Annotated in this window: 15 protein-coding genes, 1 tRNA gene and 1 pseudogene; 5 read left to right on the forward strand and 12 right to left on the reverse strand. The window is 60.2% G+C overall.

The genetic code is table 11. The features are described from left to right. Positions 1 to 3: 3 nt before the first annotated feature. Complete coding sequence (locus ACEWFR_RS21890; RefSeq protein WP_374063043.1) at positions 4 to 438, reverse strand: PadR family transcriptional regulator; 435 nt, start codon at positions 436 to 438, stop codon at positions 4 to 6. Between the two features lie 232 nt (positions 439 to 670). Here ACEWFR_RS21890 and ACEWFR_RS21895 point away from each other — a divergent pair, with 232 nt between their 5' ends. Together ACEWFR_RS21895 and ACEWFR_RS21900 are read left to right on the forward strand one after the other, a co-directional pair. Next, a complete protein-coding gene (locus ACEWFR_RS21895) occupies positions 671 to 934 on the forward strand; it encodes a winged helix-turn-helix domain-containing protein (protein WP_374063044.1) in 264 nt (87 codons plus the stop codon). 58 nt (positions 935 to 992) lie between these two features. After that, positions 993 to 1,238: a transcriptional regulator gene (locus ACEWFR_RS21900; protein WP_374063045.1), complete on the forward strand. Its 246-nt coding sequence runs from the start codon at positions 993 to 995 to the stop codon at positions 1,236 to 1,238. Positions 1,239 to 1,603: 365 nt separating this feature from the next. On the opposite strand, the gene ACEWFR_RS21905 is transcribed toward ACEWFR_RS21900, so the two are convergent. The 7 genes and pseudogenes from ACEWFR_RS21905 to ACEWFR_RS21935 form a co-directional block, all read right to left on the reverse strand. Further along, complete coding sequence (locus ACEWFR_RS21905) at positions 1,604 to 2,317, reverse strand: hypothetical protein (protein ID WP_374063046.1); 714 nt, start codon at positions 2,315 to 2,317, stop codon at positions 1,604 to 1,606. Between the two features lie 89 nt (positions 2,318 to 2,406). Continuing rightward, a pseudogene (locus ACEWFR_RS21910) lies at positions 2,407 to 2,689 on the reverse strand (hypothetical protein). A gap of 517 nt (positions 2,690 to 3,206) precedes the next feature. Then, positions 3,207 to 4,016 carry a type II toxin-antitoxin system death-on-curing family toxin gene (locus tag ACEWFR_RS21915; protein WP_374063047.1) on the reverse strand — a complete coding sequence of 270 codons (810 nt, stop codon included), beginning with the start codon at positions 4,014 to 4,016 and terminating at the stop codon, positions 3,207 to 3,209. Between the two features lie 335 nt (positions 4,017 to 4,351). Next, positions 4,352 to 4,684, reverse strand: a complete 333-nt coding sequence (locus ACEWFR_RS21920; protein WP_374063048.1) for a hypothetical protein — start codon at positions 4,682 to 4,684, stop codon at positions 4,352 to 4,354. Between the two features lie 239 nt (positions 4,685 to 4,923). Next, positions 4,924 to 4,996: transfer RNA gene (locus ACEWFR_RS21925), tRNA-Pro, on the reverse strand. A gap of 105 nt (positions 4,997 to 5,101) precedes the next feature. Next, a complete protein-coding gene (trmY, locus tag ACEWFR_RS21930) occupies positions 5,102 to 5,704 on the reverse strand; it encodes a tRNA (pseudouridine(54)-N(1))-methyltransferase TrmY (RefSeq protein ID WP_374063049.1) in 603 nt (200 codons plus the stop codon). A gap of 72 nt (positions 5,705 to 5,776) precedes the next feature. After that, positions 5,777 to 6,334, reverse strand: coding sequence for a metal-dependent hydrolase (locus tag ACEWFR_RS21935; protein WP_374063050.1), 558 nt, complete (start codon positions 6,332 to 6,334; stop codon positions 5,777 to 5,779). A gap of 151 nt (positions 6,335 to 6,485) precedes the next feature. Between ACEWFR_RS21935 and ACEWFR_RS21940 the strand changes: the two genes are divergently transcribed. Then, positions 6,486 to 6,683: an HVO_A0556 family zinc finger protein gene (locus tag ACEWFR_RS21940; protein WP_374063051.1), complete on the forward strand. Its 198-nt coding sequence runs from the start codon at positions 6,486 to 6,488 to the stop codon at positions 6,681 to 6,683. 66 nt (positions 6,684 to 6,749) lie between these two features. Here the strand turns inward: ACEWFR_RS21940 and ACEWFR_RS21945 are convergent, their stop codons facing one another. From ACEWFR_RS21945 to ACEWFR_RS21960, 4 genes are all read right to left on the reverse strand, one after another. Further along, positions 6,750 to 6,908 (reverse strand): hypothetical protein, encoded by a 159-nt coding sequence (locus ACEWFR_RS21945; protein ID WP_374063052.1) that lies wholly within the window; start codon positions 6,906 to 6,908, stop codon positions 6,750 to 6,752. Between the two features lie 152 nt (positions 6,909 to 7,060). Next, positions 7,061 to 7,249, reverse strand: a complete 189-nt coding sequence (locus ACEWFR_RS21950) for a hypothetical protein (RefSeq protein ID WP_374063053.1) — start codon at positions 7,247 to 7,249, stop codon at positions 7,061 to 7,063. 8 nt (positions 7,250 to 7,257) lie between these two features. Continuing rightward, the gene (locus ACEWFR_RS21955; protein WP_374063054.1) at positions 7,258 to 7,449 is read right to left on the reverse strand and encodes a hypothetical protein; all 192 of its coding nucleotides are present in this window, start codon (positions 7,447 to 7,449) and stop codon (positions 7,258 to 7,260) included. A gap of 283 nt (positions 7,450 to 7,732) precedes the next feature. Then, positions 7,733 to 8,842 (reverse strand): S1C family serine protease, encoded by a 1,110-nt coding sequence (locus ACEWFR_RS21960; protein WP_374063059.1) that lies wholly within the window; start codon positions 8,840 to 8,842, stop codon positions 7,733 to 7,735. A gap of 165 nt (positions 8,843 to 9,007) precedes the next feature. Here ACEWFR_RS21960 and ACEWFR_RS21965 point away from each other — a divergent pair, with 165 nt between their 5' ends. Beyond that, positions 9,008 to 10,387, forward strand: a complete 1,380-nt coding sequence (locus ACEWFR_RS21965; RefSeq protein WP_374063055.1) for a tRNA pseudouridine(54/55) synthase Pus10 — start codon at positions 9,008 to 9,010, stop codon at positions 10,385 to 10,387. 53 nt (positions 10,388 to 10,440) lie between these two features. Beyond that, a complete protein-coding gene (gene rnhB / locus ACEWFR_RS21970; RefSeq protein ID WP_374063056.1) occupies positions 10,441 to 11,112 on the forward strand; it encodes a ribonuclease HII in 672 nt (223 codons plus the stop codon). The last annotated feature ends 342 nt before the right edge of the window (positions 11,113 to 11,454 follow it).

Here is an 11,454-nt window from a genome sequence, read left to right on the forward strand (position 1 = left end):
CGATTATCCGTCTCCGTTCGCATCCCCTCGAGCGGTCACCGCGTCCGCGCCGGTACGGGCCAGGCCGATCCCGCAGCTGTCGGCGACGCGTTCGGCGCGCTGGAGGAGGAGCGCGCGCCCGGCGTCGGTGAGCCGATACTCGCTCGCCCCGTCGGAATTGTCGCGGTCGTCGAGGAGGCCGCGCCCGACGAGGGCCCGCAGGTTCGGCTCGAGTCGGGTGCGGGTGACGGTGGAATACGTGCACCCGAGCGTGCACATGATCCCCAGTTTGTCGCACGGCCGGTCGTCGCGCTCGCGGCGGGCGACGGCCTCGAGACAGTCGCGCTGGAAGGCGGTGAGTTCGACCCAGGCGCTGCGGCCGTTCCTCGTGAGGTGACTTGGGAGTGATGCGTCTGCTCGAGCGGGGTTTTGAAGGTCCCGCGAATCGTCGTCTGACATGGCTTGTGTCCTGTACACGCGAGCCACAGCGGCCTCGGTGTCACATCACCGGAGCCGCGTTTTCCCTGCTGCCCTCACGGACAGTCGAGTCGTCGCAAAGCCCGCGTTACAGCGTACTCTTTCGTCCACTACCATAAACTCACTCACTAATCGTTGAGCGTAATCTCAACGATTATTGAGTGTCTTTCGGCGCATCGACAGGCGTATTCCTCCGTTTTCAGACTGCACGAGCATGCGCCGACCCGGCGACTGGATGCAGATGCCCACCGACGAGCGAATCCTCGAGGCACTCCACTCGTCGGGGATGATCCTCTCGCCGGCCGTGATCGCGAAGAATATCGATCGCAGTCGCGAGGAAGTAACCCGCCGGCTCACCGTGCTCGTTGAGTACGGGCTCGTGACTCGAGTCGAACGGGGGTATTACGAGATTGATGAAGCCGGGGAGCAATATCTCGCCGGGGAGTTAGATGCTGGCACTCTCGAGGGCCCTGATTGATGACACTATGTAAGAACTATGGATAGGTGACAATTACGTGCGACAACCCGGATCGTGGATGCAGTTGCCAATCGATGACCGGATTCTCGAGGCGCTCGAGTCGTCGGGGATGATCCTGTCTCCTACGGTTATCGCGATCAATATCGACAAGTCTCGAGACGAGGTGAACCGACGGCTCTCGATACTGGTCGAATACGGGGTCGTTACCAGAGTCAAACGAGGATACTACGAGATTACGGACGCCGGCGAACAGTATCTAGCTGGCGAGTTGGATGCGGGCGACCTCGAGCCGACCGAGAAGTGAGTCGGCTCCCTCGATTTTGATTCGGGGGTCGTACACAGAATACTCGAACACCTGATTTTCAACTCACTGAACGGCTCCACTTTGACCCAAAACGAACGTGTGAACCGCTTAAACCGAGCCAACTATTTCGGAGACCGTCGCTGAAGAACGGATGGCCGAGAAGTAGCAATTCGCTCTCGAGCGGGCCAGCTGGTACGACGCGAGAGTCGGGAACAGAACACCCGTCGAGATTAGATTCTTTGCGATAAAATGGTTCGCTCGAGCGATCTCCCGCTGCTTCGGTGGCACGGTGGCGGCGATTATCGAGGGACTGAGCAGGCAAAAATACCGATCTCAGATATTTTCTGATCAGCAGTCGGTTTGGCTTATTCCTCGTCAGACTCTGGACTCCACCACCCAACGGAGCTGGCATCAGCGTCAAAATAGATATCGTCCATCTCAAATTCACTCGAAACCTCTGTATCAACGTTGAACCGAACGGTACGCGTCGCGTCTTCCGCGAACTTAGCCTTTTCCCGCCCAATCACGGTGACATTTCCAGCATCATCTCGTTGGAGTAAGCGCACTTCTACCTCGCCTTCGGCACCGTCATTTCTCACATCCGTTTCAGCCTCTGCAGGAGTCAGACGGAAGCCGTACGCGTTATAAAGGTCATCCCATTCTGCGCTGAATGACTCAGTTCTTCGCTCACCTGCAGAGAAGTAACGTTGATAGGTACCGACTTCTTTCGCGAGCGGAGACCAGACAGATAAGCTCATACCCATCAACAATACTACCGTAATTTCGATGTCGCCGGAAGTTCCCGTGTTTTCGACTGTGACGCTGAATTCATGACTATCGGGACCGAGATACTGATCATTCGTTGAAACACCTCGCGCTTCGGGATACCGCAAGTCTGTAACTACTGGGTCGGGCGCTTCGAATGTGTTGAGATGGTCAGATAAATTGGAGCTATTCCTGTTCTCGGCACTATCTTTCCGGTCTGTGTCGTCATTCCCAGTATTCTCATTAGAAAGGCATCCTGCAGTAGTTGATACAAATGCTGTCCCACCATAAGCGATGAATTCCCTTCTCTGCATAAGGTTTGAAAGTCACAATATATGATAAGTTTAGCGACTGTGTTCGACAATGAGCGGACTATATATGAACAAGCAGAGAAAGCTGATGGTTAGGACTCCAGATCCCCTTTTGTCGTAATTGAGATCGAACTTTCGATGTCGAAGCTGACGACCCGAATGCTCAGCGTCTCGACGATCTCCTGGCACTGCTCGCGGGTGAGGTCGTCGCGCTCGAGGACGCGCCGAGCTGCGGAGACCAGCGCATCCACGTCGTTGCATGCGAACGCGATTGCAGTCGTAGAAGCGGGCAGCTTTCTGGATGGCGTCGAAACGCCATTCGTTACCGTCGTCGGTCCGGACGCGCACCGATCCGGGAGTCTCGTTGTGAGACATGGCTGTGAACACAACCCGCCTATCCTAGTTTTTTCGGTTCACTCAAACGGTCTTAGTTTATAAAGAAGGGTTCGAGACCGCAGTGATTGACACGGTCACCAGTACCTTCTCATGGGCGATGGGCTGAATACGAACACAGTCGCTACACGGTTCGTGTTCATATTGGGGAAATCGTTCTTCGCGACGTGCAACACCAGGGGGCTGGGCAGGGGTTTGTGAGTAGAGATAGATCTTTCAAGTAGAACACGATTCTGTTAGCGAAATAGAGTATACAAAAAGCCGTATTTACTCGTCTGCTAAGTCGTCGTATATTTTCTTGTGCTTTTTACTTTTTCTATCTTGTTCAGCGAGTTTTCGGACAAGATCACTCTTTTTTTGCTGGATTTCTTCAGACATGATTGCTACCACCTCTTAGTCATACTGTGTATGACTTCCTGGTACTACTACTAACGAACGCGGTTATAATTAAATTGTGGTGGATTACGAGCCATGATATTCAGAATATCTTCCTATAAAATCACCGTATATCATCAATGAACTCGTTTTCTACATATTTTCTAAAGTCTTTCCCCATATCATCCTCCATATCACAAAGAAATTCCTCAATCTGATCATCAGATGACTCTTCCACTAGTTCGAGGAATATTTTAGATATTACCTCATCAATATCTTCCTGCAAATCCCTAAGCAAATTTATGATATCGTTGAATCCTGACTCAATATCTTCCCTATTATCATATTTCTGGATGAACGCTTCGAGATCGTCTATAAGATTTTCTGACATTCTAAGAACCAATAATATACTTCTAGCATTATGGTCGTCACTATTGACTAAGTCACGATATTCCTGTAATAGATATTCAATCCGTTGAAGCAAAACGGACGATTCTGTAACAGGATTATCTAACTCAACATCTTGAATTGGTTTAGTAATACCTTCGAAGTGTTCTTTTGCTTCTTCTTGATCCACCATATTTTCCATTACAGCAAGCAATTTCAGTATCGCTTTTATCTCCTCGCCATAGTCGAAATAATGACCATTCAGAAGATAGAACGTCCAAGTAGCATTGAGTGCGGTTCTTTTATTCCCGTCTACAAAAGAGTGATTTGCCGACAAGAGACGGAGTAATGAAAAGGCTTTCCCATGGATTGTTTCAGGTACGTACCCATAATGCCCGTGTTTGATAAAATTCAGAGTGAAATCGATTTGTCCTTCATTTATACAGCCAGGATCAGCATCATCGTCACTCTCAATAATATCTTCATGGATTCCCATGATCTCCTCTTTAGTTAAATAAATGAGGCCATCAGTACTCGACGAGCTCATAGAATTTAGTCGGCAGTGTGTCGTCTTAGGGTTTTGGTTCAATCCTGTTGATAGTTCCCTACCAAGTTGGGTAGACCATCCCGAGTAAACGTTTCTTAGTCATCCATACTGCGGAGGCGGGGCGGTTAGTTTGGGACCTTGGCCTTAGCCACACCCTCTAATCCGGAATTCGACCCACAGGGTCGGATTCCGGGATGGGTGCGGCCGGGGCCGACCGGAGCGAATGCGAGGATCGGCCCCGGCCGCACGCGCCGCGAGGCCGGTTTGATGGCCATACAGTCACGAAAACATGAAAATAAGTACGAACGATAGTGTTGCCACTCACCAGGGCCGTCTCAGCCGTCGGGCGCGGACCGGTTTTTCTTCCACCGCGGCAGGTTCTCGCGCTCCTCGAGCAGTTGGGCGCGCTCGGGATCGAGGTCGCGATCGTCGGCCTCGCGCACCAGGGCGGACTGGCTGAACGTGAACGACTGATTGAGATCGCGCCAGCGAACGACTGACCCGTCCGCGAGTTCGATCCGGATGTGATAGCCGCGGTAGTTTCCGAACCGATCGACGACGGCCCGCCAGGCGTCTTTCGCGACTTCGCGAGCGTCGTGGCGGTCATCGGCGACGTAGCGGGGCTTCAGTAGCACCCGGCAGTCGTCGCGACTCTCGTCGCCCGACATCGTAATTCCGGACGAATCTGCCGACCGACGGCTACGATGCGACCATTATGCAGACCACCCCGTAGAGCGGGCGCTACATGTCAGTAAGTGCGGAAAACAAGGGTTGAGAGACAGCGATCCAGTGCAGATTCGAACCACGGTCGGAGCAACGCTCCTCCCTGATTCGAATCTGCTTGGGTCCATTTCTCCCGCATTACGGACTCCTCGCTCCGCTCGTCGTCGTGAAATGCGGGAGAAAGTGGGCCGGCGCAGATTCGAACTGCGGTTACGGCCACCCGAAGGCCGAAGGATACCAAGCTACCCCACCGGCCCGCACATGCTGAGTGAACGGATCCGATCGTTTAACGCTTCCGAATGGCGGCGTCGAACCGCCGGCAGGGGAGCCGATTCCTCGAGCCACCCCCTCCAAAACCACCCTCAAAACCGGTCGTAGCCGTCCGTATCCAGGTAGTGATGCGCGATCGTAATCGCCTGATCCGCGTGTAACAACTCGGGCCCGAGCCGAAGCCGCTGATCCGCGAACGCTTCGAGCAACCCTGCCTCCTCGTCAGTGAAGTCCCGATGATCCGAGAGCACGAAAATCGCGTCCCCCAGCGTCTCGGCACCCACGTCGATCACCGCCTCGCCGTCCTCGTGCAACTGGACGATCGGGCCGTCGTTGGCGATTTCCTCGAGCGTCCCCTCGAATCCGCGGCGGTAGACCTCGATTCCCGGACTGGGTTCGGCGGGCAGCGCGCCGATGGCGTCCTCGCGGTGCTCGAGGGCCTTCCGAACCAGCGCGGCGGTGCTGCGCTCGTCGGGGTTGAGCCGCTTGAGCGTCCCGCCGTCGAAGGTGATCGTGAGTTCGTCCTGGGCGATCAGGTGGACGCGCACGTCCTCGCGGATGCCGTGGGAGGTGACGAACGCGGCGGTGATCGACCGACAGAGCGCGTCGAGGCGACCGGCCCCGCCCGCGAGGTCGTCGAGCGAGAAGTCGGGCTCCGTGGGAACGTCGTGACCGATGAGCACGAACTGGCGCATACCGAAGCGTGGCCGGCCGACGGGATAGCCGCCACGATTCGGCGGCGACCGAGGACCAACTTCTCCCGGCGCTCACGAGCCGATCCCGAGTCGGCGCTCGAGCGAGTCGAACGCCCACTCGAGCCCCGGCATCCCGTCGCGGTACCAGGCGACGACGGCGACGGCGAAGAGGCCGAACTGGACCCACTGGTAGGTCCCCAGCTCGTAGTAGTGGAGGAACGCGTCGAGAATGCCGGCGACGGGTTCTTCGGGGGGCTGCTCGAGCACCGGCCAGAGGAGGTACGCGGCGTGTGCGAACTCCCCCGAGAGGACCCGCGGCGGGACGTCTGCCAGCAGGTGCGAACAGTAGCCGATCAGGAAGGCGACGCCGATCGCGCGGCCATCGAGGCGATCCGCGACGAGGAGGACGACCGGCACGAGGAGGGCGACGACGAACAGCGAGTGCGCGAGGGTGCGACCGCCGGGCAGGATGCCGAAATTCCACGCGAGGGGCTTATCGATCAGATCCGGCGTCTGCGAGCCGAACGCGAGCGCGATCGCCGGCACGGCACGCGGCGGGCGACCGAACCGGCGGTGCGTAATGACGGTGTAGAGCAGATAGGCAACGGCGAGGTGTCCCCAGGGCCACATCTCCCGAGCGTTCGCCGGACACGGGCATAGATGCTTCGGCTCGACGCGACGACAGCGGGGCTACAGACCGCGATTCGGGGGTGCAGACCAGATGGCGGCGCTGCATAGGCATGGCCAACCGTTACCCTCATCTCCGGTATCCAGTCACTACATGGCGAAATCAGAGTCAGCGCAGTCGACCGGGCAACAACAGTTGCTCGCGATACTCGAGGGACGGTCGTGCGATCACTGTCCGGACGGCGAACTCGAGCGGGGAACGTACAAGGACAACAGGGCGATCGTCTGCGATAGCTGCGGGACGCCGTGCGTCCAAGTCTGGTCGGCATCGCTCGACTATAGTAGCCACTGAAACGATTTACACACTAATCGCAACGCAATCGTGCGATTAGGTGTGCATTGACTTTCAGTGGCTACTTTAGTACTCGAGCGCGCCGATCCAGGCGTCGCCGCTGCTGACTGCACACCACTCGCGATGTGCGTCGTAACAGCGCGAGTCCATCATCTGACCACACCGACACCAGTGTTGTGCGTCGCCGGGAACGGATCGCCGGCAGAGCGGACATCTAGTCTTCATAATAGTATCTACCTCGATTCAACGGATACCACTTTTCGGTGCAGCGCTGACCGGTCACGAACGTAACCGGTATCCGCCGAAAGAGAGCTCTCAAAGGTAGGTGCAACGGAAGTAGTCGAGGGAGTACCGACGGGGGAAACCGAGGGCAGCAATCATCGAGTTCTCGATCCCGAGTAGTCGTGGCCGACGACGAGCGCAAGCGCGTGGACCGTCAGGAGCGCGACAAACAGCGACAGTCGACTCATCGAGTCGATCCCGGCGATAATGACGGGCAGGTAGACGATCGGTAACAGGGTGCCGAGCCAGAAGCCGGCGGCGGTGATGGAGTGCCGTAGATGCATCGTCGGAACTAGCGCATCGACTCGAGGTCGACGAACGAGACGTCGTGCGCCGAGATCCAGGCGGTCATCAGCTCCTCCTCGCTGGCCTCAGACGGAAAGATCGCGCACTCGTCCGGAGCCTCGTCGTTTTCGATGGTGACGTGATCGAGCTCGGCGGTCGGTCCCTCGGTGTCTGACGTGTGGAAGTCGGCATCAGTCATGGGCTATCGGGCGGCGAATACTCGCGCCGGACTGTGCTACCGGAGGGGATACTATTGTTATCATGTATCTAATCGGGTCAATTCGGTCGATAGCGATCGGTTCCGCCCCGATTCAGACGGTTCAATCCGTCGACGAAGAACTCAACGAGCGGTGACGTGTACGATATCGCTATGACGAATCGAAACCGGAAACTCGGGCGAAGCGACGGCATAATACCTCGTTTCGAACGGTCTAACATGTCATTCCAGACAGGTTAGACGGCTCGAGTCGGCAACTGACCACCTATACCGACGGCCGGGCGTCGAGCGTCAGCGTTCTGGTGATCGCGCGCCCGTTCCGCCGGAGACCGATGTCGAGTGCGTCGCCCGGACTGGTCTCGAGCGCGAGATACGTCGACAGCGCGTGGCGGTCGGGGATCGGGTCCCCGTCGAACGTACGGATGACGTCGCCACCGACGGGGATCGGTTCCCCGCGCCGCTCGACGGCCCCCGTGGCCGACTCGAGGACGCCGTCGGCGGCCGAGCCGTCGACGATACCGGTGACGATGACCCCGGACGCCGCCTCGAGATCGTTCGCCTCGGCGACGAGTCGGTCGACGGGGTGGAGACCGATCCCCAGATAGGAGTGGTCGTACGACCCCGAGTCGATGAGTGCCGGAACGACGCGTTCGGTGAGCGCCGCCGAAATCGCGAACCCGATGTTGTCGCCGCCGCCGGAGTTGATAACCCCCGCGACCGCGCCGTCGAGGTCGACGAGCGGCCCGCCGCTGTTGCCGGGGTTGACGGCCGCGTCGGTCTGGATGACGTTCGGGTAGGAGAACTGTCGATCGGGGAGGTCGAGCGTCCGATTGACGCCGCTGACGATCCCCGACGACATCGAGCCGTTGAGGCCGTATGGGTTGCCGACCGCGGCCACCTCCTGTCCGACGACGGGCCGTTTCTCGGTCAGGGAAAGCGGAGATGCCGTCTTCGGGACGTGATCGGCCTCGAGAACGGCCAGATCGCTGTGGTAGTCGCGACCGACGAGTGTGGCCCCCGTCCAGTCGCCGTTGGTGTACTGGAGGTCGGCCGCCGTTCCGTTACCGATGACGTGGTCGTTGGTTACGATGTGACGGTCGTCGTAGACGAACCCCGATCCCTGCCCGCGTCCCTCGGCACCGGTGGTCGGATCCCGGAGCCCGAAGACGCGAATCTGCGTGACCGAGTCGATGATCGCCTCGTAGAGGTCCGTAAACGCCGAGCCGTCCGCGAGGGCGCCTCGATCGATCTCGTGCGAGGAGTTGCCTTCGATCGAGTCGTCGGCTCGAGGCTCCAGGCAGCCAGCGGCGACACCGGCGAGCCCGGCGCTCGCGGCCGCGAGAAAGGAACGGCGATCCAGTCGAGAATCGTCCATGACCGGGAATTGGACCAGACCCATTTGAACCTCCGGGCCATCGGCCGGCATATTCCGGCCGTGTCGGTCAGTTCGATCGGGACGGCGACCCCAACGGCAGACGATCGGGCGCACCATCCTCGCAAAGGGAAAACGTGTTACCCGCGGCCCCCCGATTCTCGAGACATGATCACGGAAGACGCCCGCGCGTTACTGGCGACGGGCACCGTCTGTGACTCCTGTCTCGGACGGCCCTTCGCCGAGCGGAGTTTCGGGCTGACCAACGCCGAGCGCGGGCGGGCGCTTCGCACGACGGTCGCGCTGGCCGACGACGAGGACTTCGACCCAACCGACCCGGCGGACTGCTGGGTCTGCGAAGGCTACTGCGGGACGTTCGACGCCATCGCCGACGCGATCGTCGACGCCCTCGAGGGGTGCGAGTTCGCCACCTACCAGGTCGGCAGCCGCATCCCACCGCTAGTCGAAGAGAACGAACGGCTGCTCCGGGAGGACGCGGACCTCGAGCCCGACGTCGGCGAATCGATGAAGCGCGAGATCAACCGGGAGGTCGGCCGGCGCGTCGGTGCGAAGACCGAAACTGAGGTCGACTTCGACCGGCCCGACGTGCTCGCCATCGTCGACCTCGAGGGGTTCGACCCGCGCGAGACCCTCGAGTCGGGGGCCGTCACGAGCCACGCCGTCGACGTCCAGATCAATCCCGCGTTCGTCTACGGCCGCTACCGCAAACTCGAGCGCGACATTCCCCAGACGGAGTGGCCGTGCCGGGAGTGTGGCGGCAGCGGGATCCAGCTCGGCGACGACGGCGAGGAGCCCTGTGACTACTGTGGCGGTTCGGGCTACCTGTACGACACGAGCGTCGAACAGGTTGTCCGACCCCACGTCGTCGACGCGATGGACGGCGACGAGGGCACCTTCCACGGCGCGGGCCGAGAAGACGTCGACGCCCGCATGCTCGAGGGCGGCCGACCGTTCGTCCTCGAGGTGAAACGACCCCGCGTGCGCGACCCCGATCCCGAGACGCTCGAGGCCGAGATCAACGAGGCCGCCGAGGGCTCCGTCGAGGTCGAGGGGCTCCGGCTGGCGACTCACGAGATGGTCGAGCGCGTCAAGGAACACGACGCGAGCAAGCGCTACCGGGCCGACGTCGAGTTCGCGGAGCCGATCGACGAGGACGCCTTCGACGCGGCGCTCGACGAACTCGAGGGGACGACCGTCGACCAGTACACGCCGGAGCGAGTCGACCACCGGCGGGCGGGGCTGACCCGCGAGCGGACAGTCTACGGGATCGACGGCGATCTGCGGTCGTCGGCCGAGGCCGAGGTCCGGATCCACGGCGAGGGCGGCCTCTACGTGAAGGAACTCATCAGCAGCGACGACGGCCGGACCGAGCCGAGTCTGGCTGGCCTGCTCGAGGCCGACGCCGAGGTGACGGCGCTGGACGTGACCAGCGTGGAAGGAGAAGACGAGCCGTTCGAACTCGAGGAGTTCTTCATGGACGAACCTCGCGCAGACCGCGAGGAAGAGACGGCAGAGACGGCCAACTGAATCGATTCCGTCGAGTCGCAACGATTTTCCGCTCCGCCACCGATCGGCAGCGTATGCCATTCGGCGTCGATGAGGCCGGCAAGGGACCCGCGCTGGGGTCGATGTTCGCCGCGGCGGTCCACACAGAGGAGCCCACCGCCCTCCCCGACGGCATCAGGGACTCGAAGCGGCTCTCTCCCGAGCGCCGCGAGGAACTGGCGGCCGCCCTGTGGGCCGACGAGCGGATCGCGATCGGCGTCGCCGAGATTACGCCGGCGCGGATCGACGACCCCGAGACGGACATGAACTCGCTCGCGGTCGCGGCCCACGCCGAAGCGATCGATGGTACAGTCGGCGACCTCGAGCGCGCTGGAGACGTGAACGGTCCGATTTCGGGACTCTGCGACGCCTGCGACACCGACGCCGACCGCTTCGCTCGACGGGTTACTGACGCCTGCTCGCTCGAGGGACTCGCCGTCGACGCGCGCCACGGTGCCGACGACGACTCGCCGCTCGTCGGCGCGGCCAGCATCATCGCCAAGGTCGAACGCGACGCGCACATCGCGACCCTCGCCGACGAGTACGGACCGATCGGCAGCGGCTATCCGGGCGATTCGACCACCCGCGAATTTCTCGCCGCTTACGTCGACGAGCACCGCGAACTCCCGCCGTTCGCGCGCGAGTCGTGGTCGACCTGCGAAGACGCGCTCGCGGCCGCCGAACAGACCGGGCTCGAGCAGTTTTGAAATCCACTCGAGATGGACTCGCGACTGACGACGTGGGAAATATCGGGGTGCAACCAACGTATCGCTCCAGACCAGCCACCCGGCGTGCGGTGGCGCGCGCTGTCGGCGAGGCGCGACAGGAGGGAGCGCCTCGAAAGTGAACGGAGAGCGAAGCGATCCGTGAGCAGACCGGCCGAACGAGAGTGAGGCCGGTCGATGACACTGCGCGAGGTCGTCGCGAGTAGTGCGAGACCAAAGGTCTCGCATACCATGCGAACGGGCCGTCGGTCCGTGAGCAGATGGAACGAGCGACTGCTTGGAAGACGCTTGCGTCTTCCAGTGGATGAGCGAACGCCGTCAGGC

Origin of the sequence: Natrinema sp. H-ect4, assembly GCF_041894845.1 — an archaeon.
Lineage (GTDB): Archaea > Halobacteriota > Halobacteria > Halobacteriales > Natrialbaceae > Natrinema.